Source organism: Thermomonospora sp. CIF 1 (assembly GCF_001896795.1).
Classification (GTDB): Bacteria; Actinomycetota; Actinomycetes; order Streptosporangiales; family Streptosporangiaceae; genus Thermomonospora; species Thermomonospora curvata.
Window position 1 is genome coordinate 83,597 of sequence record NZ_MOYN02000027.1, and the last position, 25,554, is coordinate 109,150.

Annotated in this window: 24 protein-coding genes and 1 pseudogene; 8 read left to right on the top strand and 17 right to left on the bottom strand. The window is 70.5% G+C overall.

What is annotated here, in order from left to right:
* Positions 1 to 352 precede the first annotated feature (352 nt).
* Both BUE48_RS24205 and BUE48_RS24210 read left to right on the top strand, forming a co-directional pair.
* Positions 353 to 1,699 (top strand): MATE family efflux transporter, encoded by a 1,347-nt coding sequence (locus BUE48_RS24205; RefSeq protein WP_286991125.1) that lies wholly within the window; start codon positions 353 to 355, stop codon positions 1,697 to 1,699.
* Between the two features lie 71 nt (positions 1,700 to 1,770).
* The gene (locus tag BUE48_RS24210) at positions 1,771 to 1,959 is read left to right on the top strand and encodes a hypothetical protein (protein WP_012855241.1); all 189 of its coding nucleotides are present in this window, start codon (positions 1,771 to 1,773) and stop codon (positions 1,957 to 1,959) included.
* Between the two features lie 493 nt (positions 1,960 to 2,452).
* On the opposite strand, the gene BUE48_RS24215 is transcribed toward BUE48_RS24210, so the two are convergent.
* The 6 genes from BUE48_RS24215 to BUE48_RS24240 all read right to left on the bottom strand — a co-directional run bounded on the left by BUE48_RS24215 (position 2,453) and on the right by BUE48_RS24240 (position 6,245).
* Entirely contained in the window at positions 2,453 to 3,274 is an 822-nt protein-coding gene (locus tag BUE48_RS24215) for a peptidoglycan recognition protein family protein (protein ID WP_012855242.1), read from the bottom strand.
* Positions 3,275 to 4,120: 846 nt separating this feature from the next.
* Positions 4,121 to 4,567, bottom strand: a complete 447-nt coding sequence (rplI, locus tag BUE48_RS24220; RefSeq protein ID WP_012855243.1) for a 50S ribosomal protein L9 — start codon at positions 4,565 to 4,567, stop codon at positions 4,121 to 4,123.
* Positions 4,568 to 4,581: 14 nt separating this feature from the next.
* Positions 4,582 to 4,818, bottom strand: a complete 237-nt coding sequence (gene rpsR, locus BUE48_RS24225) for a 30S ribosomal protein S18 (RefSeq protein ID WP_012855244.1) — start codon at positions 4,816 to 4,818, stop codon at positions 4,582 to 4,584.
* Between the two features lie 245 nt (positions 4,819 to 5,063).
* Positions 5,064 to 5,576, bottom strand: coding sequence for a single-stranded DNA-binding protein (locus tag BUE48_RS24230; protein ID WP_012855245.1), 513 nt, complete (start codon positions 5,574 to 5,576; stop codon positions 5,064 to 5,066).
* Between the two features lie 44 nt (positions 5,577 to 5,620).
* The gene (rpsF, locus tag BUE48_RS24235; RefSeq protein WP_012855246.1) at positions 5,621 to 5,911 is read right to left on the bottom strand and encodes a 30S ribosomal protein S6; all 291 of its coding nucleotides are present in this window, start codon (positions 5,909 to 5,911) and stop codon (positions 5,621 to 5,623) included.
* Positions 5,912 to 6,065: 154 nt separating this feature from the next.
* Complete coding sequence (locus tag BUE48_RS24240; RefSeq protein ID WP_012855247.1) at positions 6,066 to 6,245, bottom strand: hypothetical protein; 180 nt, start codon at positions 6,243 to 6,245, stop codon at positions 6,066 to 6,068.
* Positions 6,246 to 6,594: 349 nt separating this feature from the next.
* On the opposite strand from BUE48_RS24240, the gene BUE48_RS24245 reads away from it, so the two are divergent.
* The 3 genes from BUE48_RS24245 (at position 6,595) to BUE48_RS24255 (ending at position 8,102) form a co-directional block, all read left to right on the top strand.
* Positions 6,595 to 6,897 (top strand): hypothetical protein, encoded by a 303-nt coding sequence (locus tag BUE48_RS24245; protein WP_012855248.1) that lies wholly within the window; start codon positions 6,595 to 6,597, stop codon positions 6,895 to 6,897.
* A 60-nt stretch (positions 6,898 to 6,957) separates the two neighbouring features.
* Positions 6,958 to 7,728, top strand: coding sequence for a deoxyribonuclease IV (locus BUE48_RS24250; protein ID WP_012855249.1), 771 nt, complete (start codon positions 6,958 to 6,960; stop codon positions 7,726 to 7,728).
* A gap of 86 nt (positions 7,729 to 7,814) precedes the next feature.
* Positions 7,815 to 8,102, top strand: a complete 288-nt coding sequence (locus BUE48_RS24255) for a hypothetical protein (RefSeq protein ID WP_286991126.1) — start codon at positions 7,815 to 7,817, stop codon at positions 8,100 to 8,102.
* Positions 8,103 to 8,169: 67 nt separating this feature from the next.
* Here BUE48_RS24255 and BUE48_RS24260 read toward each other — a convergent pair whose 3' ends face one another.
* From BUE48_RS24260 to BUE48_RS24580, 4 genes and pseudogenes are all read right to left on the bottom strand, one after another.
* Positions 8,170 to 9,375, bottom strand: coding sequence for a mannosyltransferase family protein (locus BUE48_RS24260; RefSeq protein WP_286991127.1), 1,206 nt, complete (start codon positions 9,373 to 9,375; stop codon positions 8,170 to 8,172).
* A gap of 111 nt (positions 9,376 to 9,486) precedes the next feature.
* Positions 9,487 to 11,928, bottom strand: a complete 2,442-nt coding sequence (locus tag BUE48_RS24265) for a transglycosylase domain-containing protein (RefSeq protein ID WP_286991128.1) — start codon at positions 11,926 to 11,928, stop codon at positions 9,487 to 9,489.
* A 426-nt stretch (positions 11,929 to 12,354) separates the two neighbouring features.
* Positions 12,355 to 12,630, bottom strand: coding sequence for a DUF5318 family protein (locus BUE48_RS24575; RefSeq protein WP_217265430.1), 276 nt, complete (start codon positions 12,628 to 12,630; stop codon positions 12,355 to 12,357).
* Positions 12,581 to 12,931 (bottom strand): annotated as a pseudogene (locus BUE48_RS24580) (DUF5318 family protein); the annotation flags it as partial. The gene BUE48_RS24575 and the pseudogene BUE48_RS24580, both read right to left, overlap by 50 nt.
* Before the next feature lie 72 nt (positions 12,932 to 13,003).
* Here BUE48_RS24580 and BUE48_RS24270 point away from each other — a divergent pair.
* Positions 13,004 to 13,642: a PadR family transcriptional regulator gene (locus BUE48_RS24270; RefSeq protein WP_012855253.1), complete on the top strand. Its 639-nt coding sequence runs from the start codon at positions 13,004 to 13,006 to the stop codon at positions 13,640 to 13,642.
* A 46-nt stretch (positions 13,643 to 13,688) separates the two neighbouring features.
* Entirely contained in the window at positions 13,689 to 14,768 is a 1,080-nt protein-coding gene (locus tag BUE48_RS24275) for an inositol-3-phosphate synthase (protein ID WP_286991129.1), read from the top strand.
* Between the two features lie 120 nt (positions 14,769 to 14,888).
* On the opposite strand, the gene BUE48_RS24280 is transcribed toward BUE48_RS24275, so the two are convergent.
* Positions 14,889 to 16,040 carry an NDMA-dependent alcohol dehydrogenase gene (locus BUE48_RS24280; protein ID WP_012855255.1) on the bottom strand — a complete coding sequence of 384 codons (1,152 nt, stop codon included), beginning with the start codon at positions 16,038 to 16,040 and terminating at the stop codon, positions 14,889 to 14,891.
* Positions 16,041 to 16,274: 234 nt separating this feature from the next.
* Positions 16,275 to 17,234: a thioredoxin-disulfide reductase gene (gene trxB / locus BUE48_RS24285; RefSeq protein WP_012855256.1), complete on the bottom strand. Its 960-nt coding sequence runs from the start codon at positions 17,232 to 17,234 to the stop codon at positions 16,275 to 16,277.
* 182 nt (positions 17,235 to 17,416) lie between these two features.
* Here trxB and BUE48_RS24290 point away from each other — a divergent pair, with 182 nt between their 5' ends.
* Complete coding sequence (locus BUE48_RS24290; RefSeq protein WP_012855257.1) at positions 17,417 to 17,986, top strand: dienelactone hydrolase family protein; 570 nt, start codon at positions 17,417 to 17,419, stop codon at positions 17,984 to 17,986.
* A gap of 51 nt (positions 17,987 to 18,037) precedes the next feature.
* Here the strand turns inward: BUE48_RS24290 and BUE48_RS24295 are convergent, their stop codons facing one another.
* From BUE48_RS24295 to BUE48_RS24315, 5 genes are all read right to left on the bottom strand, one after another.
* Positions 18,038 to 18,829 (bottom strand): anti-sigma factor family protein, encoded by a 792-nt coding sequence (locus tag BUE48_RS24295; RefSeq protein ID WP_286991130.1) that lies wholly within the window; start codon positions 18,827 to 18,829, stop codon positions 18,038 to 18,040.
* Positions 18,826 to 19,455, bottom strand: coding sequence for an RNA polymerase sigma factor SigM (gene sigM, locus BUE48_RS24300; RefSeq protein WP_012855259.1), 630 nt, complete (start codon positions 19,453 to 19,455; stop codon positions 18,826 to 18,828). Before sigM ends, BUE48_RS24295 begins: the two co-directional genes overlap by 4 nt.
* A 238-nt stretch (positions 19,456 to 19,693) precedes the next feature.
* Entirely contained in the window at positions 19,694 to 21,292 is a 1,599-nt protein-coding gene (locus BUE48_RS24305) for a phosphopeptide-binding protein (RefSeq protein WP_012855260.1), read from the bottom strand.
* A 193-nt stretch (positions 21,293 to 21,485) separates the two neighbouring features.
* Complete coding sequence (gene murJ, locus BUE48_RS24310) at positions 21,486 to 23,165, bottom strand: murein biosynthesis integral membrane protein MurJ (protein WP_052305614.1); 1,680 nt, start codon at positions 23,163 to 23,165, stop codon at positions 21,486 to 21,488.
* Between the two features lie 22 nt (positions 23,166 to 23,187).
* Positions 23,188 to 25,491, bottom strand: coding sequence for a DUF6049 family protein (locus tag BUE48_RS24315; protein WP_353745312.1), 2,304 nt, complete (start codon positions 25,489 to 25,491; stop codon positions 23,188 to 23,190).
* Positions 25,492 to 25,554: the final 63 nt, after the last annotated feature.

Below are 25,554 nucleotides of genomic sequence, written 5' to 3' on the forward strand. Positions count from 1 at the left end.
CGTGGATGCGACGGCCGGCCTCGCCGTCCCACTGACGGGTCTAACCGACGGGTATGACATTTTGCGGGCGGGGTCGGAGGGCATGCAAAGCCTCCTGTGGATAACCCTGTGGATGAGTTGTGCAAACACGCCGGGAGCTGTGTGCACGACCTGTGGACAACGTTGGGGAGAAAGCCTCTCCTTCACCGAGGACACCCGCTCTGAGCTGCGAAGACGTTGTCCACCGGCTGTGGGGGAAGAAAAGTTGGCCGCTGTGGGCGATCAAGGCGCCCGATCCGGCCGGCAGCAAGATCGAGTAAGGTTCCAGCAGGGGTTACGGTCATTACCCGGGTGGGTAGTCTCGATCTTCGTCATGCCCCTTCCCGCCGCCTGGCGCATCCGCCCTCCCCTGCGCCACCCCCACGACCGCGAGATCTGGCGTCTGGCCGTCCCCGCCTTCGGCGCTCTGGTGGCCGAGCCGCTGTTCCTGCTGGCCGACAGCGCGATCGTCGGCCGCCTCGGCCCGGCGCCGCTGGGCGGGCTCGGCGTCGCCGGGCAGGCCCTGGCCGCGCTGGTCTATGTGTTCGTGTTCCTGGCCTACGGCACCACCGCCGCCGTGGCCAGGCGGGTCGGCGCCGGCGATCTGCGGGCGGCGCTGCGGCAGGGCATCGACGGCATGTGGCTGGCGCTGGCGCTCGGCGGCGCGATCGTCGCCGCGGGCCTGCCGCTCACCGGCCGGATCGTCGCGGCGTTCGGCGCCAACGCCGAGGTCGCCCCGCACGCCGAGACCTACCTGCGCATCAGCCTGCTGGGCATCCCCGCGATGCTGGTGATCCTGGCCGGCACCGGGGTGCTGCGCGGGCTGCAGGACGCCCGCACACCGCTTTACGTCTCGGTCGGCTCCTTCGCCCTCAACCTCGTCCTGAACGCCGTCTTCGTCCTCGTCCTGGGCTGGGGGATCGCGGGCTCGGCCTGGGGGACGGTGATCGCGCAGACCGGCGGGGCCGCGGTGTACGCGGCCGTGGTGCTGCGCGGGGCCCGGCGGCACGGCGCCTCCGTGCGGCCCTCGCGGGCGGGACTGCACGCCGCCGTCTCCTCCGGCGTGCACCTGCTGATCCGGACGCTGGCGCTGCGCCTGGTGCTGATCGCCGGCACGGCGGTGGCCGCCCGGATGGGCACCGACGAGACCGCCGCCTACCCGGTGAGCTTCCAGATCTGGACGCTGCTGGCGTTCACCCACGACGCCATCGCCATCGCCGGGCAGGCCATCACCGGGCGCTACCTGGGCGCCGGGGACGCGGCCGGGGCGCGCGCGGCCACCCGGCGCATGGTGGAGTGGGGAGTGCTCAGCGGGCTGTTCTTCGCCGTGGCGGTGCTGGCGGCGCGGCCGTACCTGCCGGCGCTGTTCACCTCCGATGAGGGGGTGCGCTCGGCGCTGCTGGCGGCGCTGCTGGCGGTGGCGGCGCTGCAGCCGGTCGCCGGGGTGGTGTTCGTCCTGGACGGGGTGCTGATCGGCGCCGGCGACATGCGGTACCTGGCGGCCACCACCGCCCTGGCGACGGCGGTGTTCCTGCCGGCCGCGCTGGCGGCCTACCGGCTGGAGACCGGGCTGACGGGCCTGTGGACGGCGCTCGGGCTGTGGATGCTCACCCGGCTGGTCACGCTCGGCCTGCGGGCGCGCGGCGAGGCGTGGCTGGTGACCGGTGCGGTGCGCGGCTGACCGGCGTGACCCTGGTGACAGCTTTTCGAAAATATGCTCGAACAACGAGCGGGCTCCGCTAAGATTCGAACATGTGTTCCAACAAGGGTGAACGGCTGGCCCGGCTGGCCCAGGCGATCGACGAGCTGGCGACCGAAGGGCTGGTCGGCCTGCCACCTGAGACGCTGGCCGAGCGGGTCGCCGGGATCTGGTCGCTGGTAGAGGGGATCGACCCCGAAATCGCCCGTCGCCGGACCCGCTACACCCCTGCGGAGTGCTGATCCGATCCGTCCGCTGAGCCTTTCACCACCTCGTTCCCCGGAGGGCCGGGACGGGGCACCGCGGTCGGGGACGACGCCGTGAGCTGCGGCGTCCCGACCTCAGGGCTCCCGTCCCGGCCCTCCAAGACCACAGGCCGGAAAGGCTCATCACAGCGCCGGGCGCCGCCAAGCCCTTCCGCCCCCGGCGCTCGAAGCCGCACGCTGAAAAGACCGCCCTCAGCAGAACGCTGCAGCCCCCTGAAGTTTTCTCAGTGAACCCCGCCTCGCACCGTGACACCCCCGGCCAGGGCCGTGGCGCGACCGGCCGGGCCCAGCCGTCTTCTCTCCCCATCTCTGGCCGTGAGCGGTACGGCCCGGTGACGTCCTGCCGCACCCCACCAGGGACCTCGCTCTGGCCTCGGCCCTCTCGCCGTCCTCCAAGGCACCGAATCGCCGGGAACGCCTCACTCGGGCCTCTCGCCGGACCAGGCGGTGAAGCCGCGCGGTCAGGAGGTCATCGGCCGGTGCGGTTCTTCGTCCGGCCCACGATGGGGATCTTCGGCGGCTTCGGCGGTGGCGGCGGCTTCGGGAACGCCGGGACCTTGATGTTCGGCCTGATGGGGCGGGTGCCGTGCGCCGGCAGCCACTTGTTCAGCCGCCGCAGACGGCGGGCGACCTCCTTGCGGAGGTAGGGCAGCGCCGCGTACAGGACATCGCCCGGGCATTCGGTGGCATTGAAGTCGCGATGGCCCCGAATCGCGAGGAAAGGGTTGAGATCATAGGCGTGGCACAGCCACACGCATGTGTCCACCAGCGAATACCACAGCGGCGCCGGGATCGGGGCGTTGGAGTAGGTGCCTTCGCTCTCGATGCCGATGGTGTGGTGGTTGTGGCCACGTACCTGGGCGCCCACCACATGACGGCCGGATTTGATGGCCGCCAGGGTGTGGTTGCGCCCCTCCATCACATGACCGCCTCTGCTGATCGTGAGCTGTTCCCCGATGTCGTCCCAGCCGTTGCGTTCCATGTGGAATCGCTGCAGCAGGCGCGACAAGCGGTATGCATGCTCCAGTGAATAGTCCTTGGTGTTGGCGGTCGCCGTGTGATGAATGACGATGCGGTTCGGGGGCCGGTTGAGAATCTGCGCCCGCTGCCGCGGCGGCCTGGCGTCCCACTGTTCACGGGCGTGCACGCGAAGCAGCCGCCGGGTGTCCCCGCCTCCCCGCTCCGCCGCCTCGGCCTGATCGACCAGCGGAAACGCCATGATCAGCCCGGTCCCCGCCGCGCTGCTCAAAAACGTCCGGCGGCTGATCCAGCCCTGCGAACATGCGGTCACAAGTCCCCCTTCCGCCGCACGATCCGGCTACGGAAGGTAGCGACCGGAAGGATGCCGCCGAAGCGTCTACGCCGACTCTTGACGGACAACGGACATCCATTACCGACGGCAGGAACCGGATTTCGAACGCTGCACTCTCAGCACATCGGCAGCTGAAATTCCTCCAACTCGATCTCACCGCCAAATGTTTTTCACCGCCCTCTCCAATGGTCAACGGAGCATCGGTGAACCACCTGGTCCGGCACCGCTTCCGTGACTTTCTCCGAAGGGTTTCCGTCAGCTCGGCCTCGGCTCTGCAAAGCCCGCACGCAGAATCCAAAAGGAGCTTGACGGGGTTTCCTCAGAGAATCTTTCAACACGCCGCCCCACGGCTCGTATGCAGCAGCCCGGCCGTCAGGGACGTCGCAGCTCCGGGCGGCGTCAGGGCTTTGCCGTCGGCGCTTGCGGTCGCCCGGTGAAAAGATCGGCGAGGTTTCTCAGCGAAAAGGAACGCCCACTTGAGCCCCACCGCTTTCGGGCAGCGGCACGCCGGGACCGGCCGGCGGACGCCGGCGCCCGAAACCGGCGGCGCCACGTCCGCGCACCTCCTGCCCCATCACCGCATCTCGACGGCGCCGATCGTTGACCTCGGTGCGATGAAGGCCGGCTCCCCGAGTGCGCCGTCTCGGCGGAGACCCCGAGCCGTTCTCCGGCAAAGTCTCCAAGGCCTGGCAGGTCATGGTCGCGCGATGCACGCAAAACGGCCGGGAGCCCTCCGGGAGCTTGGGGAGTGATGCCTCTCCCCGGCGCATCCGGAAGGTCCCGGCCGCTTAGCGGTCTGCGAGCGGGCCTGCCGTGCGGCGTGCCTCAGGCGGCGGCCACGTTGAGGTCGATGGTGGCGCTGACCTCGGGGTGCAGCCGGACGGTGACCTTGTGGGCCCCGAGCGTCTTGATGGGGTTGCGGATCTCGATGCGGCGCTTGTCCAGCTCCGGACCCCCGGCGCCCTTGACGGCCTCGACGATGTCGGCGGCGGTCACCGAGCCGAACAGCCGGCCGCCGGAGCCGGCCCGGCTGCGCAGCACCACCTTCAGGGAGCCGAGCTGCTCGGCGACCTCGCGGGCCTGCTCCAAAGTGGCGATCTCACGGGCCGCGCGGGCCTTCTTGATCGCGTCGACCTCCCGCTGGGCGCCGCGGGTCCAGCGGATCGCCAGCCCGCGGGGCACCAGGTAGTTGCGCCCGTAGCCGTCCTTGACCTCGACCACGTCGCCCGGCTCACCGAGCCCGCTGACCTGCTGAGTGAGAATGAGCTTCATCGAACGTCCTCCCCTCAGCGCGCGGTGCTGGTGTAGGGCAGCAGCGCCATCTCACGGGCGTTCTTGATCGCGGTGGCGACGTCCCGCTGGTGCTGGGTGCAGTTACCGGTCACCCGGCGGGCACGGATCTTGCCGCGGTCGGAGATGAACTTGCGCAGCAGGCCGGTGTCCTTGTAGTCGACGTAGGAGATCTTCTCCTGGCAGAACACGCAAACCTTCTTCTTGGGCTTGCGCGGCGGTGACTTGGCCATCGTGGTGCTCCTGTTCGAGAGCCCCGCTTGCGCGGGAATGGTCTGTCGGTCAGTGACCCCTCTTGCAAGGCCGCACGCCGACCCGTTCACGGGCCGACCCACGGCCGGAGGGCCTTGGTTCTCGTCCCGCCCGAAGGCGGAACGTTCGGCTCGCTCTCACCCGGACGAAAGCGAGCCCGCTTTCGCGGCGCCCGGTCCTGCGACGGCGGCCGGCCGGGCCGCGCCCAGGACCAGCGGGCGCTCGCCTAGAACGGAGGGTCGTCGGAAAAACCGCCGCCGGTGGCCCAGGGGTCGGCGGGCGCTCCTCCCGGAGCGCCGGCACCGGCGGGAGCTCCGCCGAAGCCGCCCCCGGAGTCAAAGCCCCCGCCGCCGCCGAAGCCGCCGCCCTGCCGCTGGGTCTTGTTGACCTTGGCGGTGGCGTTGCGCAGCGACGGGCCGACCTCGTCGACCTCCACCTCGTAGACGGTGCGCCTTTCGCCCTCACGGGTCTCATACGACCGCTGCCTCAGGCGACCCTGCACGATCACCCGCATGCCGCGGGTCAGGCTCTCGGCCACGTTCTCGGCCGCCTGCCGCCAGACATTGCAGGTCAGGAAGAGGGCTTCGCCGTCCTTCCACTCCCCGCTCTGCCGGTCGTAAAAGCGCGGCGTGGAGGCGACGCGGAAGGTCGCCACCGCCTGTCCGCTAGGGGTGAAGCGCAGGTTCGGGTCCTCGACGAGGTTCCCGACGAGTGTTATCTGAGTGTCGCCTGCTGCCATGGGGCTGGCTCCATCTGTCGGGGCGGCCCACCGTAAGAGGGTGTTCAGTGGACCTCGGGGCGGATGACCTTGGTACGCAGAACCGACTCGCTCAGGTTGAGCTGGCGGTCCAGTTCCTTGACGACGGCGGGTTCGGCGGTCAGGTCGACGACCGCGTAGATGCCCTCGCTCTTCTTCTGGATGTCGTAGGCCAGCCGCCTGCGACCCCAGATGTCGACCTTCTCCACCGTGCCGCCGCCGTTCTTGACGACGCTGAGGAACTGGTCGAGCGAGGGGGCGACGGCCCGTTCCTCGATCGAGGGGTCGAGGATGACCATGACTTCGTAGCGACGCATGTTGTGTCCCTACCTCCTCTGGACTGATGCGGTCACGGCGCTTCCGTGACAGGAGGGCTCTGGCGCCGGCCGCGGGCCGCGCTGCTGGGACGCGGCCTGCGGGAACCGATCCAGGCTACCAAGGGCCGGACCTTGGCGAGGCCAACTGGAAAGTTCATCGCCGAACCCGGTGGGCCGGCCCGGCGGGGCGTCCCGCGCCGGCTGCGCGACGGCGGTCCAGCTCGGCCATGATGTCGGCCATGCGGGCCCGCATCCGGGCCGTCTGGGTGGTCAGCATCGACAGTTCCTCGATGAGCTCCGCGTCGCCGATGAGCGCGAGATCCCTGTTGTCCATCGGGCACCTTTCGAATCCGTTCATGATTCGAAGCGATGTTCGAAGTCATCTCCGAGACTACCTGCAGGCACCGACATTCTCGGCCGTGGCGCCGCCGGAACGGCAACCGGCCGCATAGCCTCCCCCCGCTCTGGATTGACGGCGGCCGGGGCGGGCATCCTCACCCGGCCAGTGAACCTTTTCCAACACGACGTCTCCGCAGGCCGAGACGGGGCCTCGCAGTCTGAGGCGAAGCCGTGACCCGCAGCGTCACGGCGCCGGAGACCCTCGAGGGTCCCGTCCCCGGGCCTTGGGCCACATGTTGGAAAAGGTTCAGTCCCTGTCCCCAGCCAGGAGAGGGGTGCTCCCCATGCCGGACACTCTCGAAAAGCGGCGCGGCCGCCGGCTGCTCAACACCGACGGCGGACGCCACCCGCTGCAGAACGCCCTGACCTTGACCGCCTTCGTGCTGGGAGTGGCCGCGCTGGTGCTGGGATTCATCCCGGCCACCCACTTCTTCGGCGCGCTGGCCGGGGTGATCGGGCTGCCGGTCGCGCTGTACGCGCAGCTCATCTCGGACACCACGGGTGAACGCTTCTTCAACGTCATCGCGATGATCTGCGCGTTCGTCGGGGCCGCCTTCGCCCTGCGCCACGGCGGCTTCTCCCTGTGATCCGGGCGGGCCGCGGCCACCGGGCGCCCGCTGTCACCTGCGACGGCTAGGCTCGAGTTCATGCGCATCGGAGCCCACGTCGACCAGCACGACCCCCTGGCGGGCGCCCGCGCCGTCGGGGCGGAGGTCGTGCAGTTCTTCCTCGGCGATCCGCAGGGCTGGAAGAAGCCGGTGGTGCCCGAGGCGGTCGCCGAACTGGACGGGTCCGGGGTGGACGTCTACATCCACGCCCCGTACGTGGTCAACGTGGCCACCTCCAACAACCGGATCCGGGTGCCCAGCCGCCGGATCCTCAGCGAGCAGCTGCAGGCCGCCGCTCAGATCGGCGCCAAGGCGCTGATCGTGCACGGGGGGCACGTGCTGTCCGGCGACGACCCCGAGGTGGGCTTTGAGAACTGGCGCAAGGTCTTCGAGCGGATCGACTGCCCGATCCCGATCTACATCGAGAACACCGCGGGCGGCGGCAACGCCATGGCCCGCCGGCTCGACCGGATCGCCCGGCTGTGGGAGGTGCTGGGCCAGGTCCCCGGCATCGACGGCAAGCTCGGTTTTTGCCTGGACACCTGCCATGCGCACGCGGCCGGCGAGGAACTGATCGACGTGGTCGACCGGATCAAGGCGATCACCGGCCGGATCGACCTGGTGCACTGCAACAACAGCCGGGACGCCTTCGGCTCGGGCGCCGACCGGCACGCCAACCTGGAAAGCGGCACGATCGACACCGAGCTGATCGTGTCGGTGGTGCGGTCGGCCGGGGCCCCGGTGGTGGTGGAGACCCCTCCGGCCGGTCAGGCCGCCGACATCGCCCTGCTGCGCGCCGCGCTCACCTGACCCCGGCCCCGGCGGGCCGCCGAGGGTTTAGGGAAGTGTGTCCCGGGTCATACCTTTCGGACACCACCCCACCCCGAGGTGACGCCATGACCGGAGCCCCCGCCCCCGGGACGACCCGACTGCCGCTCGGCGTCCAGGCCGACGGCACGCTCACCCCCAGGGCCGTCCCGATCGCCTTCGTGCTGGGCACACTGGCCGTCTTCGCCGCCCTGCCCCTGGGGGTACTGGGCATCGTCCTCAACGACAGAGGGCTGGAGCGGGTGCAGACCGACCCGCAGAGCGCCCGCAAACTGGTGGCCTGGTCGTGGGGGATCTTCGCGGTGGTCGACGCACTCGCGGTCGTCGCCGTGGTCCTGGCCGTTTTTCTCCTCTGACCGGCGCTTCCCCGCCTGACCCGGCGACGGCGACGCCGTCCCTCGGCACAGCCGGGCCTCCTCCCGGTCAGCCCGCCCAGCCTCCCGAGGTGAAGGTGAGCAGCATCAGGACCGCGAACGGCACGGAGGCCGCCACGATGGCCGCATACAGCGCAGGACGGCGGGCGCCCAGCCGCCCCAGGGCGATCCACAGCGGCCACCACAGCAGCATGGCCCGCCCCACCGACAGGTAGTACGACGACAGCAGCAGCGCCGCCAGCTGCAGCCCCACGTAGGTCAGCTCCGGCCAGCACCGTCTGACCAGCAGGTACCCGCACAGCAGGACGCCGACCAGCGCGGCGAACATCTCGATCCGGAACGCCAGGGTGAACTCATAGTCGGTCTGGAACGCGGCCCGCCAGGTGGTCATGAACGACTCCCAGGGCCACACCAGATGCCGGTCCCAGCCCGCCTCCTGGGCGTGCTGCCAGGCCAGCCAGTCTCCGGTGCGCGTCCACTGGTAGCAGGAGTAGGCCAGCAGCGGCGTGAACGGCAGCGCCAGCCAGGCCGCCGGACGCCACCCCACCGCGCGGCGGCCGTGCTCGCCCGCCCAGAACTCCACGATCAGGGCCAGCGCGAGGAACAGCCCGGTGATCCGCACCCCGGAGGCCGGGGTGGCCAGCAGCGCGGCGGCCGCCCACCGCCCCTGGCGGGCCAGCAGCCAGGCGGGCAGCGCCAGCGCCAGGAACACCGCCTCGGAGTAGCCGGCGAACAGGAACACCGCGGGCGGCCCGGCCAGCAGCGCGATCACCGTCCGGCGCCCGGCGCCCGCGCCGCCCTCCCGCTCCCCGAGCCGGGCCAGCGCCACCATGGCGATCGCCCCGGCCACCAGCGAGACCGCCAGCCCGATCAACCGGTAGTCCGACAGCAGCAGCCCGCCGATCCGCAGGTCGGGGATCACCATCCCGAGCGCATGCAACAGCAGCGGGTAGCCGGGGAAGAAGGCCGGCCACCCGGGGTCCGGCTGCCCCGGCACCCCGTCATAGCCGTAGGTGGCGAGGTTGATGAACCGGACGGCGTCCCACTGCGCCCACCGTTCCAGATAGGAGCGACCGTCGTAGATGGTCGGCAGCACCCTGGGGATGACCGCGACGAAGAACATCACACCGGCCCACGCGCCCGCCCACACGGACAGTGCCAGGCGATCGACGGGCCGGATGCGTGAGAAAACCGCGGCGCCCTTGTGCGGGACGGGCGTCGCGGCGTCCTTGTCGTGGTCGTGGAGCAACGTCACGGGATCCTAACCTGCGGCCTCGAAGGTAAGCCGGGCATAAAGCCCGCCATGTGAAACGGCTGTGGCGGACCCGCCGTCGAACGGGCCCGCCACAGCCGCTTGCACCCTTGCTCAGTCGGGCGGTCTGACGGCCTGCGCCCCTCCCATGCCGGGGCCGCCGCCACCGTCACCGGGGCCACCGCCACCGTCACCGGGGCCGCCACCGCCGTCACCGGGGCCACCGCCGCCGTCGTCACCGCCGCCGTCGCCGCTGGGGCTCGGGTTCGGCGTCGGACCGGGGTTGCGGCAGCCCGGCGCGTTCGGGAAGCGCTCGCACAGACCGGGCGGGTCGTTGTCCTCCGGCGGCCGGTTGCCGCCGCAGCCCGGCGGGATGCAGGGCCGGTGCCGGCGCGGCCGCTCCCGGCAGGGCTCCTCTTCGGTGCTCTCCTGCCCCGGCTCGCACATCGGGGTCTCCGAGGGAGACGGCTGCACGGTGGCGAACTTCTGCGCCACCCCGACATAGGCGGGCGGCGGGAACTGCTGGATCTCCATGCCCCGGGTGGCCTGGGTCATGTAGACGTTCCACAGCCTGGCCGGGACGGTGCCACCCTGGACCACCGCGCCGTCCAGGACCAGCGTCTCCTTCTGGTCGTTGTAGACCGCCACCGCGGTGGACAGCTGCGGGATGTAGCCGACGAACCAGGTGGCGACGTTCTTGTCGGTGGTACCGGTCTTGCCCGCCACCGGCCGCCCGTCGGCCAGCTTGGCCGCGGTGCCGGTGCCGCCGTTGACGACCGCCTGCATCGCGTAGGTGACGTCGGCGGCGACCTCCTTGGAGAAGATGTTCTCCCGCTTCTTCCACTTGAGGGTCTTGTAGGTCTTCTTGTCCTTGGTGAGGACCTTGTCGACCACGTGCGGCTGGTAGTAGGTGCCGCCGTTGGCGAACGTCGCGTACCCGGCCGCCTGCTCGATCGGGCGGATGTCGTTGATGCCCAGCGACAGACCGTAGGCGTGGCGGTGCGGTTCCAGCAGGTCGCTGGCGATCCCCGCGTCGGTCGCGGTCTCGATCACATCGCCCAGCCCGACCTTCATGCCGAGCTGGACGTAGGCGGTGTTGATGGAGTTCTTGGTGGCCTCGATCAGGTCGATCGCCGGGGGCTCACGGTGACCGTTGGGGATGGGGATGGTGGCCCCGGGCGTGCCGGGCGGCACCGGGTTGCCCTGGCTGTCGAAGGCGATGCCCGAGCGGCCCTCCACCAGGGTCTTCAGGCTCCAGTTCTCCTTCAGGGCGGTGGCCAGCACGTACGGCTTCATCGCCGACCCGGCCTGCGCGGAGCCCGCCCACACGTTGTCGAACTCCTGCTTGAGGTAGTCGGGACCGCCGTAGAAGGCGACCACCCGGCCGGTGCCGGTCTCCACCGAGGCGATGCCCACCCGGATGTGCTCGGACTTCCGCTTGGGGTGCAGGGAGGAGATCGTCCGCTCGGCGGCGTACTGGGCCGCCTTCATCTTGGCCTGGTTGAAGGTGGTGACGATGTGCAGGCCGTTGCGGATGATCTCGTCCTCGGTGATGCCCTGGTCGCGCTCCAGCTCCTTGAGCGCCCGCCGGATCATGTAGCCGTTCTGGCCCGCGAAGGTCTGGCCGCTGTTGATCGGCCGCGTCTTGGGGAGGCGGGCCTGGTACTTGTCGTAGTCGGCCTTGGTCAGGGCACCGGTCTTGACCATGCCGTCCAGGACGTACCGGTAGCGGTCCAGGGTCTCCTTTTCGTAGTCCTCGGTGCCGAGCTGGCCGGGACGCTGGATGATCGCCGCCAGCATCGCCCCCTGGTCGGGGCGCAGCTTGTTGACCGGAACGCCGAAATAGGTCTTGGACGCGGCCTGAATGCCGTATGCCTGCCGGCCGAAGTAGATGGTGTTGAGGTAGTCCTCGAGAATCTGGTCCTTGCCCTTTTGCTGGCCGAGTTTGACGGAGATGAACAGCTCCTTGAACTTGCGGCTCATCGTCCGTTCGTTGGACAGGTAGTAGTTCTTGGCCAGCTGCTGGGTGATCGTCGAACCGCCCTGCATCTCGCCGCCGGTGAGGTTGACCCACACCGCGCGGAGGATGCCCTTGACGGAAAAGCCCGGGTCGGTGCGGAAGCTGCGGTTCTCGGCCGCGATCACGGCCTCCTGGACGTGCAGCGGCACGTCCTTGAGATCGACCAGCTCACGGTTGGTGCCGATGCGGCCGATCTCGGTCTTGCCGTCGTCGTAGTAGAAGATCGCCGCGGTCTTGGTGGCGTCCTCGTTGCCGGCCTCGGGCACCGGCGTCATGGCGTACGCCACTCCGATCAGCGTGCAGAAGCTGAGGATGCACAGGCCCAGCACGCCGAGCATGACCTTCCACGACGGCACGAAGCGCCGCCAGCCGGTCTTCTCCGGCTTGTCGCCGCCGGAGCGCCGGCCGCGGCCGCCCGATCCGCCGCGGCCGCCCGGCCCGCCGGGTCCAGGGGGTCCGGGGGGGCCTCCCGGGCCGCCGGGACGGCCCGGCCGGGGCCCGCCCGGGCCGCCGGGACGAGGAGGACGGCCGGGCATGCCCGGCCCCATCTGGTTGCCCGCGGGAACGCGAGGCCTGCTGCCGGGTGCGCCGGGAGAGCCGTGCCGGCCTGGGCCCATGGGGCGTCCGGGAGCGCCGCCCGGTCCGGATGCCATGGCTCGCCCGCGCCCGGCCGAGCCACCCGGCATGCCGCCGGATGCACCGGACCGGTGGCCGGGGGTGGGGACGCCGGGCATCCCCGCTCTTCCCGGTCCGCGTTGCGGTCCGTTCTGGCTTGGGTAACTCACGCGACCTCGTTCGGCTACTGGGATACGGCGTTGGTGCGTCGTCCGACAGTACTGCGCAGGCGAATGAGGGGGCGACCGCCGTGCAGCGTCCGATCCCGCCCTCGGCCACGGGAGGCCGCCGGTGGAGGAACGCACGATCTGGTCGCCCCGCGACGTTGCGGAGCGGTTCGGGTTCCCTCAGCTTCCCTTGGCCATCGGTCCCCGCCGGCTGCGGGGCCGTGTGCCATGACCGAGGACGTACGACACCGTCAAGTGGTTCCAAGTACAACCTTCGCACACTTCGCCCACAAAGACCCAGAATTCACCATATTCACGGGCCATGTCAGCGAGTTCACAGTGGGCTGGCTTGACACGACCGGCATAAGGTCCGAGTTCGTCGCCGTAGACGCAGGTGACATTGGGTGAGCCTCCCTTTGCGGCAGACCGGACACCTCTTGTCGGTCGGCTCGTCATGGTACTTGGCCACCCGAAGGGGGCAGGGGCGGACGTCACATATGTCCGCTTTACAGAGGCGTTGCAAGGGGGATCGTTCTCTCTGTGAGCGCGTGACCACCGTGCCGCAGCCGGGGCGGCCCCGGGGTCCGGGGCACCGGTGCTTCCCCGCCGTGGTGGGCGCCCTCCCGCAACCCGGCCCGGACGAAGGCGCCGGGTTCCGTGCATCCCGTCCCGACAACGGGGAAAATCGCGAAGTTGATGCCCGCTTGCGAAGAGGCTTAACGAGTACGTATCGTATCGATGTATCGAAGCGATACATTGGCGCGATACATCTGAACGAGACGGCCGAGACCGCCGCGCAGCGAACGAGGTCGTGGATGCGGAGGACGGCATGGCAGGCAGGAGGGGCACGGAGGTGCTGGAGCTCGCCGTGCTCGGACTCCTGCACGAGGCCCCCATGCACGGCTACGAACTGCGCAAGCGCCTCAACGCGCTGCTCGGCATGTTCAGGGCGTTCTCGTACGGGTCCCTCTATCCGTGCCTCAAGAAGCTCCTGGAGCAGGGGCTGATCGTGGAGGACCGGCCGGAGGAGCCCAATGTCGCGCTGAGCCTGCAGAGTCGGCGGTCGAAGATCGTCTACAAGCTCACCGCCGACGGTAAGGAGCGGCTCCAGCAGCTGCTCACCGAGGCGGGCCCGGCGGCGTGGGAGGACGAGGGGTTCGGCGTGCGCTTCGCCTTCTTCCGTCACACCGACGCCGACGTGCGCCTGCGCATTCTCGAAGGCCGGCGCAGCCGGCTGGAGGAGCGGCTGGAGAGCTTCCGCGCCGCCTTGGCGCGGACCCGGGAACGGGTCGACAGTTACACCCTCGAGCTGCACCACCACGGGCTCGAATCCGTCGAACGCGAGGTCCGCTGGCTCAACGAGCTGATCGGCCGGGAACGCGCCGAGCAACAAGGAGAGCACCAGCGGGCCGAGCGGGAGAAGCCGTCAGGCAAGTCCGCAGACACCAGCTCGGACGACGACCGTTAAGCAGGCCGGTTGTACGTCCCACCTGATCACGAGAAGGAGCATTCGGATGGGTTCGGTGCGCGTAGCCATCGTCGGCGTGGGCAATTGCGCCGCTTCGCTCGTTCAGGGCGTTGAGTACTACAAGAATGCGGACCCGGCCTCACGGGTGCCTGGCCTGATGCACGTGCGCTTCGGCGACTATCACGTCGGTGACATCGAGTTCGTGGCCGCCTTCGACGTGGACGCCAAGAAGGTCGGCATGGACCTGGCCGACGCCATCGTCGCCAGCGAGAACAACACCATTAAGATCTGCGACGTCCCGCCGACCGGGGTGACCGTGCAGCGCGGGCACACCCTCGACGGGCTGGGCCACTACTACCGGCAGATGATCGAGGAGTCCGACGCCGAGCCGGTGGACGTGGTGCAGGTCCTCAAGGACACCCGGGCCGACGTGCTGGTGTCCTACCTGCCGGTGGGCTCGGAGGAGGCCGACCGCTTCTACGCCCAGTGCGCCCTGGACGCCGGGGTGGCGTTCGTCAACGCGCTGCCGGTGTTCATCGCCTCCGACCCCGAGTGGGCCAAGAAGTTCGAGGACGCCGGGGTGCCGATCGTCGGCGACGACATCAAGTCGCAGATCGGCGCGACCATCACCCACCGGGTGATGGCCAAGCTGTTCGAGGACCGCGGCGTTGAGCTGCAGCGCACCTACCAGCTCAACTTCGGCGGCAACATGGACTTCATGAACATGCTGGAGCGCAACCGGCTCCAGTCCAAGAAGATCTCCAAGACCCAGTCGGTCACCTCGCAGATCCCGCGGGAGATGGCCAAGAGCGACGTGCACATCGGCCCGTCCGACCACGTGCCGTGGCTGGACGACCGCAAGTGGGCCTACGTCCGCCTGGAGGGCAAGGCCTTCGGTGACGTCCCGCTGAACCTGGAGTACAAGCTGGAGGTCTGGGACTCGCCCAACTCCGCCGGCGTGATCATCGACGCCATCCGCGCCGCCAAGATCGCCAAGGACCGCGGCATCGGCGGCCCGATCCTGTCGGCCAGCTCCTACTTCATGAAGTCCCCGCCGGTCCAGTACAGCGACGACGAGGCCCGCGAGGCCGTGGAGGCCTTCATCCGCGGCGAGGTCGAGCGCTGAGCTGAGCCCTGCCGTGCAAGGCTGAACGGCTGACAAGGCCCGGCCGGACTCGGTTCCGGCCGGGCCTTTCCCATGCCGGGCGCGGTGCGCCGGACGGGACGCCCGGCGCACCGGTCGGGCTCAGTACTTGATCATGCCGCGGATGTTCTTGCCGTCGCGCATGTCCTGGTAGCCCTGGTTGATCTCGTCCAGGGTGTAGGTCCGGGTGACCAGCTCGTCCAGCTTGAGCTTGCCGTCCTGGTACAGGTGCAGCAGGCGCGGGATGTCGCGGCGGGGGTTGGCGTTGCCGAAGATGCAGCCCACCAGCTCCTTGCGCGTCATGGCCAGCTCGAACAGGTTGAGCTTGACGTCCTCCTGGGACATCGGGGCCACCGCGGTGACGACGCCGCGGCCGCCCTTGGCGACCATGCTCATCATCGGGGCGATGAGGTCGCCGGTGGCCACCCCGGTGGTCAAGATGACCTTCTCGGCGTTGGCGCCCCAGGTGATCTCGTTGACCAGGAAGATGGCCTCCTCGATGGAGGCGGCGGCGTGGGTGGCGCCGAAGGTCTCCAGGGCCTTCTGCCGCTTCCACTCCACCGGGTCCACGGCGACCACGTAGCGGGCGCCGGCGAAGGCCGCGCCCTGCACCGCGTTCATCCCGATGCCGCCCAGCCCGATCACCACCACGGTCTCACCCGGCTGGACGTCGGCGGCGTACACGGCCGAGCCCCACCCGGTGGTCACCCCGCAGCCGACCAGGGCGGCCTTGTCCAGCGGGATGGAGGGGTCGATCTTGATGCAGGTGGCCTCGTTGACCACGGTGTAGGGGGCGAACGTGCCGGTGCAGCACATGATGCCCAGGTCCGCGCCGTTCTTCTTGGCGTGGTGCCGGGCCGTCATGTCGCTGATCTGACGCCCGGCCAGCAGCACCGCGCCCAGGTCGCAGATGTGCTGGCGGCCCTGCGCGCAGGAGGGGCAGCGGCCGCAGGCCGGGATGAAGGAGAGCACCACGTGGTCGCCCTCCTTGAGGGTGGTGACGCCCGGGCCGACCTCGACCACCTCACCGGCGCCCTCGTGTCCGCCGATGATCGGGTACTGCTCCACCTGCATCAGTTTGGCCACCTCGGGGTCCATCGCCATGTCCCCGGTGACCATGTGCTCGTCGGAGTGACACAGACCCGACGCCGTGAGCTTGATCTTGACTTCTCCCGCTTTGGGGTCGTCGAGCTCGATGTCCTCGACGCTCCACTCGGTGTGTGGCTCCCACAGGATCGCGGCTCGAGTCTGCACTTGCGCCTCCTCGGATCGGCCCGTTTGCCGGGATCGCCCTCTGGCAAGGGCTGTGCCGGGATGCTCCCGACTGGGCACGGTGAAAGTCAATAAGTTCATATCCGAATTCGATTCGGTAGTCCACCCCCCACCAGGGGAAACACCACTCTCTTCGGACCGTTTTGGACTCGCCCACAACGCAGCGGGGCCCCGCCGGAAAGCCCGGTCCGGCGGGGCCCTGCAGACATGGAACGATCAGGCGGTGGGCTGGTGGACGAGCTCGGCCTCGCCCTGATCGGCCAGCCAGCGCTCGGCGTCGATGGCCGCCGCGCACCCGCTGCCGGCCGCGGTGATCGCCTGCCGGTAGGTGTGGTCGACCACGTCGCCGCAAGCGAACACCCCCGGGATCTTGGTGCGGGTGCTGGGGGAGTCCACCACCAGGTACCCGTTTTCATCGATGTCGAGCTGGCCCTTGAACAGCTCGCTGCGCGGGTCGTGGCCGATCGCGATGAACAGGCCGGTGACCTGCAGGGTGCTCTCCTCGCCGGTCTTGCGGTTGCGGACGCGCACCCCCGTCACCCGGTCCTCGCCCAGGATGTCCACCACCTCGCTGTCCCACACGAAGCGGATCTTGTCGTTGGCGAAGGCCCGGTCCTGCATGATCTTGCTGGCGCGCAGCTGATCCCGGCGGTGCACCACGGTGACGCTCTTGGCGAACTTGGTCAGGAAGATGGCCTCCTCCATCGCGCTGTCGCCGCCGCCGACCACCGCGATGTCCTGGTCGCGGAAGAAGAACCCGTCACAGGTGGCGCACCAGGAGACCCCGCGGCCCGACAGCCGCTTCTCGTTCTCCAGCCCCAGCTCCCGGTAGCCGGAGCCGGTCGCGATGATCACCGCCTTGGCCCGGTACTCGGTGTCGCCGGTCTTGACCACCTTGGGGTGGACGGTCAGGTCCACCTCGGTGACGTCATCGGCGATCAGGTCGGCGCCGAACCGCTCGGCCTGCTTGCGCATGTTGTCCATCAGGTCCGGCCCCATGATCCCGTCGGGGAAGCCGGGGAAGTTCTCCACCTCGGTGGTGTTCATCAGGGCACCGCCGGCGGTCACCGAGCCTTCGAAGACCAGCGGCTTGAGGTCGGCCCGCGCCGCGTAGATCGCGGCCGTATACCCCGCCGGGCCCGAGCCGATGATGATGACGTTGCGGACGTCGCTCAACTTGTGCGCCTTTCGTTCCCTGCAAATCGGTCGGTTCGGGCCGCCGCCACCCGGCGCGGCCTTGGCGTGACCGGGTCCGCCAGTGGCGTCAACCGATCCTAGGGCCGGGGGATTCCCGGCGTGCCCTGCGGCCCGGATGGTGGGAGGATGCCCCCGTCCGAAACGGTCGAACAGGGGGGACAGTGGCGCGGATCCTGCTGCTGCATTCGATGTACGGGCTGCGCCCGGCCGTCCACGCCGCGGCCGACCGGCTGCGCGCGGCCGGGCACGAGGTGCACGTCCCGGACCTGTACGCCGGGAAGGTGGCCGACACGCCCGAGGACGCCGAGAAGATCAGGGCGGAACTGGGCCGGGACGAGCTGCTGCGCCGGGCGGTGGCCGCGGCGGCCCCGCACTCTGAACAGGGCCTGGTGTACGCCGGGTTCTCACTGGGCGGGGCGCTGGCCCAGAACCTGGCGCTGGCCGACGAGCACGCCCGGGGGCTGGTGCTGCTGCACGGCACCTCGGACCTGCCCGAGGACGTCTCGACCGACATCCCCGTCCAGTTGCACGTGGCCGACCCCGACCCGTATGAGACCGACGACTGGCTCAACTTCTGGTACCTGCGGATGCGCCGGGCGGGAGCCGACGTGGAGGTCTTCCGCTACCGGGGCGCCGGCCACCTGTACACCGACCCCGACCTGCCGGACTACGACGCAGAGGCCGCCGAGCGCACCTGGCGGATCGTCGAGGACTTCCTGGCCGGGCTGTGACGGCCCGGCCGAGGCGGACGGACGAGCAGCGCGGGTCGTCCCAAGGCGCGGTCAGGGAGTGGTGCGGTGGGCGGGGATGGTGGTCTCCTCGATCACATCGGAGGTGGTGTCGGTGCACTTGGGGCCGACGACCACCACCCGCCAGGTGGAGCCCTCGGTGGGCACCACGATGACGGTGGCCTCGCGGCCTTCGAAGCGGGCCACATCGACCAGCACCGGCTTGATGCCCAAGGCGACCTGGTCGACGCACCCGACCAGACGGCCCGGGGAGTCCTCCAGGACGGGCAGGGAGCCGGCCTTGAGGACCATCTCATCGGCCTGCTGGGCCAAGGTGGCGCTGCGGTAGACCGTGCCGCTGCGCCGCACGGTGAAAGACCCCTCGGCCAGCACCGCGGCCTTGCCCCGGCTGCTGTCGGCCGGCACGTGAGAGGCGTGGTCGTCGCCGCTCAGCGAGCCGTTGAGCAGGACGCCCCCGAGGACCGCCCCGCCGCCGAGCACGACCACCGCGGCCGCGGCGGCCGAGACCAGCCGCAGCGGGGTGAACCGGGAGCGCCACCCGCCGGCCCGCTGCCGCTTCAGGGCGCGGTGCGGCAGGCTCGCGACCGGGGCGGACTTCTCCGCCTCGGCCCGGATGGCCTCGTCGATGCGTTCGATCAGCTCCTCGGGCATCGGGGGCACGGAAACGTCCGCCAGCAGCCGGGAGACGTCCGCGATCTCGGCGGACCGCTCCCGGCACAGGGCGCAATCGTCCAGATGCGCGTTGGCGGAGGCGGCTTCATCGTCGTCGAGCAGCCCCTCGGCCAGGTCAGCCAGGGCTTCATAGTCCAGGTGCGCGGGGTTCACTTGGGCAGGCCACCTCCCTCCTTCTTCGAACCTTCGACGTTTGCGCGCCCTGCACGGTTCCGCAGATGCGCCAGCCGGCGGGCCAGGCGGGCCCGGCCGCGGGCGCAGCGGCTCTTGATCGTGCCGGGCGGAACGTCCAGGAACTCCGCCGCATCGTCCACGCCGTACCCCAGCATGTCGACCAGAATCAACGCGGCCCGCTGCTCGAACGGCAGCTCACCGAGCGCCGCGGTCACCTCCAGCAGCGTGCCGTGCCCCTCGGTGGGGTCCGGCAGCTTGGGCGCCAGCGCGTCGATCTTGGCCTCGTCGCCCAGCGGAGTGGCCGGGCGGATCGACTTGCGGCGCAACCGGTCCAGGCAGGCGTTGACCACGATGCGGTGCAGCCAGGTGGTCACTGCCGCGTCCCCGCGATACCGTCCGGCCGCCCGGTAGGCCGACAGGAACGCATCCTGCAGGGCGTCGGCGGCCTCCTCCTGGTCGCCCAGGGTCCGCATCGCCACCGCCCACATCCGTTCCCGGTGCCGGACGATCAGCTGGCCGAAGGCGTGCGGGTCTCCTTGAGCGTGCCGGGACATCAGCTCCTTGTCGGAGAGCTCGTCCACGGGCGACGCGCTCACGGACGCCACGGCCGAGCGTCCTGGTTCTCGGTAGCGGTCATTGGAGACGACACCACGGTTTCCAGGGGGGATGGGGACATGTTCACTCACAGGAACGATACCGACTAAGCCCTCGCCGGGCACGACCCGTCACATCACCGGCCGCCCCGGCACAAGCGGGACATCCCGGGCGGGCGGCGCCCGAACGTCCCGAGCGCCCTCGCCAAAGGGCGGAAGCGGCCGGCGCGCACCGCCGCAGGCGGCCCTCTCAGTTCGCCCACCCGTAGACGGCGACCTCGCCGACCTGCACCTTATTGCTGGGAGGCAGCCGGGTGAACCACAGCAGGACGTACCGGCCGCGCACGGTCTTGCCGGGCGTGATCTGGAAGGTCCCGGCGCTGGTGCTGCGGTCGCCGATCTTCTGCATGGACTCGCGCACGTTGCTGTCGCCGACGCTGACCTCCAGCGCCGCGCCGGCGCCCGCGGGCGGCACGGTCAGCTCGATCCGGTCGATGCTGACGCTGGAGCCCATGTCCAGCACCACGCCCAGGCCGGTCAGGTAGTTGCCGAACTCCGGGTCGGCGTAGCTTTGCGAGTGCCAGACGGTGCGCTCCTTGCCGTCGTTGATGGCGCGGACCGTCCGCACGATGGAGCTGTCGGGGTGGTCGCCCTGCCCCGGCCGGTTCTCATAGCGGCTGGTGACCTTCTCGATCGGCAGCTTCTTGGCGGCCGGGCGCGCCGAGGCGCTCGCGGTCGGCGTCTTCTGCTGGGCCTGCGGGGCGCCGTCTTTGTTTCCGCCGCCGAACAGTGCCCAGGCGCCGATGCCGACGATGACCGTGACGGCCGCGGCGGCGACGGCCAGCAGCGGCCGGCTGAGCTGCTGCCCGCCCTGGGGCGCCGGCGCCGTGGTGGGCCGGGTGGGACCGGCCGCGGCGGCGGGCGGGAAGCCCTGCTGCCGGGGCTGCGGGGACGGCTGGGAGGCCGCGGGCGGCCGCGGCTCGGCGGGCGGGCGGCCCGCGGTGGCCGGTGCGGGCCGCGACGGCCTGGGGACGACCGCCGGCGGCGGGCCCACGGTGGGTCCGGCGAACAGCGGCAGCGGGGTGCGCGGCACGCTCTTGAGCGCGGCGGCCAGCTCGGCCGGGGTGGTCAGCGGCGGCCGGCCGTCGGGAGCGGGCAGGCCGACGGCCCGGCAGATGATGCCGTCCAGCAGCATCGAGACCCCGGCCTGCACCTGGCGGGCGGCCCGGTAGGCCCCGTCCTCGCCCTTGGGCGCCGGCGGCAGGTCGCAGTCGGCGGGGTCGCCCGGCCAGTGGGCGGTCACCGCCGCATACAGCATGCGGCCCAGCGCGCGGGTGTCCTCCAGCGCCGGGTTCTCGGAGCGGACGTCGGCCAGCACCGCGTCCACCGCCACGCCCAGCAGCTTGACCGTGCCGCCGGTGGTCCACAGCAGGTCGCGGGGGCACAGCCGCAGATGGGACAGCCCAGCGGCGTGCGCGGCGGCGATGGCCTCGGCCGCCTCATACAGCAAGGTGGCGGCACGGCCGGGCTCCAGCGGGGCCCGCTTGAGCATGCCCTCCAGGCTCTCGCCGGCCGCCCACTCGCTGACCACATAGGCCTGTTCACCGCTGTCGTCGGCGTCGAAGACCTGGGTGAGGCGGGGATCGGTGAGCCGGCTGGCGGCGCGGGCGGCGGTGACCACCTCGCTGACGCGGGGGAACCCCGGGTCGAAGGTCCGCACGGCCACGGCACGCGCCAGGATCTCGTCGGTCGCCTTCCACAGGGTGGATCCGCCCGATTGGCTGACCCGTTCCTCAAGTCGGTACCGGCCGGACAGACGAGTGCCGGGTTCGATGATGGACGTGCTCACGGCAACGTCCTGCGCAAGTGATCAGATCCCATCATCGTGGCGTGGCAGCTTACGCCTCCGGCCCTCCTCTTTGCAGTCCGCAGGGTGTAGCCCGGCAAGCCGTATTCTCCAACATGGTAGTGGTTGCCCGGTTGATCGGACGGGACAAACGCCGTAGCTCTTGGCCGCCGCCCGCCATCGGCCTCGGCGGCCTTCAGCCCCGTCCGGGCAGCCGACGCGCCACCATGGACAGCATCGTCTGTACCTCCGCGACCCGCAACAGCCGGGCGAAGAGGACATAAAGGGCGCACCCGCCGGTGCCGCCGATGATCAGCGCCAGCAGCGCCGCCACGAACCCGGTGCCCAGCCAGGCCTCCATGACCGCCTGGGCGGCATAAGCGAAACCGACCAGCGGCCAGACCGCCACCAGCAGCTTCAGGTGGGTGCCGGTGATGCGCCGCCCGTCCAGCCCGCCGAGCTTGCGGCGCAGCACCGCCCACGACACCAGCAGGCCGACGGTGTTGGCCACGGCGAAGCCGGCGGCGATGCCGATGGCGACCTTCTCGGCCTCCAGCACGTTGTAGACGGTGATGGCCGCGGCGATGTTGGTGCCGACGGTGGCCACGGCGATGAACGCCGGGGTGCGGGTGTCGTTGTGCGCGTAGAACACCCGCAGCATCAGCTGGTAGGCGGCGAACGGCACCAGCGCCACCGCGAACACCTGCATGATGTGCGCGATCGCCAGCCCGGCCTCGCGGTCGACCTCGCCGTGCTCCAGGGCCACCGCGATGATCTCCGGCCCGAGCACCACCATCAGCGCGGCGGCGGGCAGGATGATCACCGAGGCCAGCCGCACCCCGCTGGAGAAGTCGTCGCGCACCAGCGCCGACTTGCCCTCTGCGGCGTGCGCGCTCATCCGCGGCAGCAGCGCGGTGATCACGGTGACGCCGATGATCGCGTACGGCAGCTGGAAGAGCTGGTAGGCGTAGGAGTAAGGGCTGTAGCCGTAGCCGGGGGCCTGCTCACCGGCGCTGTTGAGCAGCGAGGTGGTGACCGCGAAACCGGTCTGCGTCAGCACCAGGTACACCAGGCTCCAGCCGGCCATCCGGCCGATCTGGCCGAGCTCGCCGTGCTGGAAGTCCAGCCGGGGCCGCCAGCGGAACCCCGAGGCGTGCAGCGACGGCCACAGCGCCAGCGTCTGGGTCGCGATCCCGCCGACGGTGCCGCAGACCAGGATCGCCACCTCGGTCCCGCTGATCGACTCGGGGGTGACCGTGCCGGTGGTCACCAGGATGAACAGCACGCCGGTGCAGCAGATGACGATGTTGTTGAGCACCGGCGCCCACATCGGCGCGGCGAACCGGTTGCGGGTGTTGAGGATGGCCCCGCAGAACGCGCTCAGCCCCAGGAAGAAGATCTGGATCGCGAACAGGCGGGTGAACAGCACCGCCAGGTCGCGTTTGTCGCCGGTGAAGTCGCGTCCGTAGATGTAGTCGATGAAGACCGGGGCCAGCAGCATGGCCACCACGGTCATCGCCGCCAGGCCCACCACCGCCAGCGTGAACAGGCGCTGCTCGAACCGGACGCCGTAGCCGGGGTCGCGTTCCTTGGCGCGGACGATGAGCGGGACCACCACCGCGGTCAGGATGCCGCCCAGCAGCAGGTCGTAGACGATGACCGGGATGGTGTTGGCGGTGTTGTAGGCGTCGCCGAGCGCGGCGGTGCCCAGCGCCGCGGCCAGGATGGCGGTGCGCAGGAAACCGGTGACCCGGGAGGTCAGCGTCCCCAGCGCCATCAGCGCCCCGGACCTCAGCAGGCTGGACGCCCGCCCGCCGCCCGGGGCGTCCCCGGCGGGCGCCCCGTCCTGTGCGGGCCGGGGAGGCGGTGGTTGCACGGCCGGCGCGGCGGGCGCCGGATCACCCGCCGGTGGGCCGGCCGGGGGCCTGTGCCCAGGGTGATTCGCCTCCGGGTGACCCGTCACCAGATGCCTCCATCTTGTTGCGGCGCCGCGCCCTCATCGCTCGGAACCCGACGCCGACGAAGAGTACGGCAAGCGAGCCCCCGGTGATAAGCAGGGCGACGGTCCCATAACCGGTGGTGTTGATCGTCAGGACGTGGGTGCGGTACGTCTTGCCCTCTGGGGTGAGCAGCTTGACGTCCACCTGGGTGGGGCCCTGGGCGAAGGACTCCACCTCGACGTCGATCGAGGCCCGTTCGTTGGGGCCCAGCACGATGTCGGACTCATACTCGCCGATCTGCAGCCGGGCCGGGATCCGCGGGGTGATCTCGATGCGCAGCCGGACGCTGCGATCGCTCAGCTCGTTGTTGATGGTCAGCAGGAAGTTGCCGGTGCGCCCGGCGAGCTGGACGACGTTGTCGCGGCGGGCCAGCCCCACCCGGTTGATCTCCGCCGCGACGTGGTCGCCGAGCTGGTCGCGGGCGGAGCGGGCGCGCTGGGCCAGCGTCCGGCTGCCGCGCCAGGAGCCGGACTCCATCCGCAGGATCGCCCGCGCATGCGGGTAGCTGACCGGGTTGAGGATGGCGGCGAAGCCGTTGGCGCGGCCGGCGATCTTGCGGACCTCGCCGAGGTACTTGGGGCCCAGCTCATAGGCCGCATAAGAGTCCGGGTAGCCGGTGAAGGTCAGCTGCTGCGGCCGGGCCCGGGCGATGTCGCCGATCTTCGCCGGCCGCAGCCAGGACGCCTTGGCGGTCCACTCCAGCAGGTGCTCGGCGAACTGCGGGCCGGGGTTCCAGTACCGGCTGGGGGCGATCACGATGGTGCGGGCCAGCTGCGGCAGCTCCGCCGTGATCATCGCGGTCTCGGCCAGGAAGCGCTGCTCGGCCAGCAGCCGCTGGCCGGGGTCGGTGGTGTCGACGCTGACGATCTTGCTGAGCGTCTGGTCGTAGACCACGACCGGCCGCGGGCCGGAGGGGGTCGGCAGGGACGCCGTGGCGCTGGGGGTGTAGGTCACGTTGCCGGCCGGCGGGAAGACCGCGCTGCTCATCAGGAACGTGTCGCTGCCCAGCCGGGACATCCAGGCCAGCGTCCGGTTCTCCGACACCCCCGGCACCGGCCAGGCGATCTGGGCGTCGGCGGGACGTCCCAGCACCTCCTGGGCGACCCGGCGGTGGTTGTAGGCGGCCTTGAGGTGCCCGGTCAGGTCGTTGCGGACGAGCGCGTCGGCGTCCACATCGGCGTACGGCAGGGCGAAGTAGGAGTCGCGGGAGGAGGCGCGCTTGAGCCGATCCAGCCAGGCGCGGGCGGTCGCGCTGGCGGGTTTTTTGGCGGGGGCGCGTCCCGGGGGCCGGACGGTGTAGCCCTTGGACGCGGTCATCGCCCGGGCGTCGTCCAGCAGCGCCGGGTCGATCGCCCAGGTGAGCGGGGTGTCGGTGCTCTCGGCGGCGGCCACCAGCCGGCCCAGCCGCCCGTTCGGCGAAAGGTCCGTCTCCAGCCGGTCGTCGAGGAAGATGTGGTCGGCCGAGCGGTGCATCCGGTCGGCCAGCGGCCACACCCAGCCGATGGAGGTCTTCTTGAACCACTTGCGGCCCGGGGGCTGCCAGACCAGGAAGGTGACCTGCCCGGCCAGCACCTGCCCGGCCTGGGTGTAGAACTCCACGCCGATCGGGAAGGTGCCGAACTTGTTCTCCAGGTGCAGGGACTTGGCCGCCACCTGGATCTTCCAGGGCACCTGGGCGTCGCCGGCGGCCAGCGTCCCGTCGCCCAGCATCTGGTCGGCGGTCACCCCCGGCAGGGCCGCCACGTCGCTTTGGGCGAGCTGGGCGAGCCGGCCGCGGCTGACGACGGCGCGGTTGCTGTAGCGGAGCCGGTAGCGGACGCCGGCCAGCGGCTGGCCGGAGCGGTTGACCACATGCCCCTGCAGGGTGATCTTGCTGCGCGCGGTCACCGTGCGGGGGGCGATGGCGGTGATCGACAGGCTCACGGGGGTCTGCCTGCGCCCGGCCATGACCGTCTGCGCCCCGGTGGCCTGGCCTGCCGGGGCGGCCGCCGGCGCGAGCCGGGACTGGGCGAGGCTCACCTGGGCTTGCTGGGGAGACGCCAGCGCGGGAGTCGCGGTGACGCAACAGAAAAGCACGGCTGAAAGGGCCGCGCGTCGCCACACCCTCAAGCCACAACCGTCCATTTGCGAAGGGTGCCGGAGCTCCGGATCACGGCTCGATGGTAGTGCCGCCGGATGATCCCTCCGACCGTTGCAGACCATCTACCAGGTAGATGCCCCCTTCGCACGGTTTGTTCACGCAACGCACCGGGTGGGCGACGCACC

Bases quoted from the DNA above. Each gene is read 5' to 3' on its own strand.
- rplI (WP_012855243.1), bottom strand. From the start codon at position 4,567: ATGAAGCTCATTCTCACTCAGCAGGTCAGCGGGCTCGGTGAGCCGGGC.
- BUE48_RS24315 (WP_353745312.1), bottom strand. From the start codon at position 25,491: ATGGTCTGCAACGGTCGGAGGGATCATCCGGCGGCACTACCATCGAGC.
- BUE48_RS24205 (WP_286991125.1), top strand. From the start codon at position 353: ATGCCCCTTCCCGCCGCCTGGCGCATCCGCCCTCCCCTGCGCCACCCC.
- BUE48_RS24275 (WP_286991129.1), top strand. From the start codon at position 13,689: ATGGGTTCGGTGCGCGTAGCCATCGTCGGCGTGGGCAATTGCGCCGCT.
- BUE48_RS24255 (WP_286991126.1), top strand. From the start codon at position 7,815: ATGACCGGAGCCCCCGCCCCCGGGACGACCCGACTGCCGCTCGGCGTC.
- rpsR (WP_012855244.1), bottom strand. From the start codon at position 4,818: ATGGCCAAGTCACCGCCGCGCAAGCCCAAGAAGAAGGTTTGCGTGTTC.
- BUE48_RS24575 (WP_217265430.1), bottom strand. From the start codon at position 12,630: ATGACGAGCCGACCGACAAGAGGTGTCCGGTCTGCCGCAAAGGGAGGC.
- BUE48_RS24230 (WP_012855245.1), bottom strand. From the start codon at position 5,576: ATGGCAGCAGGCGACACTCAGATAACACTCGTCGGGAACCTCGTCGAG.
- BUE48_RS24270 (WP_012855253.1), top strand. From the start codon at position 13,004: ATGGCAGGCAGGAGGGGCACGGAGGTGCTGGAGCTCGCCGTGCTCGGA.
- rpsF (WP_012855246.1), bottom strand. From the start codon at position 5,911: ATGCGTCGCTACGAAGTCATGGTCATCCTCGACCCCTCGATCGAGGAA.
- BUE48_RS24265 (WP_286991128.1), bottom strand. From the start codon at position 11,928: ATGCCCGGCCGTCCTCCTCGTCCCGGCGGCCCGGGCGGGCCCCGGCCG.
- BUE48_RS24250 (WP_012855249.1), top strand. From the start codon at position 6,958: ATGCGCATCGGAGCCCACGTCGACCAGCACGACCCCCTGGCGGGCGCC.
- BUE48_RS24240 (WP_012855247.1), bottom strand. From the start codon at position 6,245: ATGGACAACAGGGATCTCGCGCTCATCGGCGACGCGGAGCTCATCGAG.
- BUE48_RS24245 (WP_012855248.1), top strand. From the start codon at position 6,595: ATGCCGGACACTCTCGAAAAGCGGCGCGGCCGCCGGCTGCTCAACACC.
- BUE48_RS24210 (WP_012855241.1), top strand. From the start codon at position 1,771: ATGTGTTCCAACAAGGGTGAACGGCTGGCCCGGCTGGCCCAGGCGATC.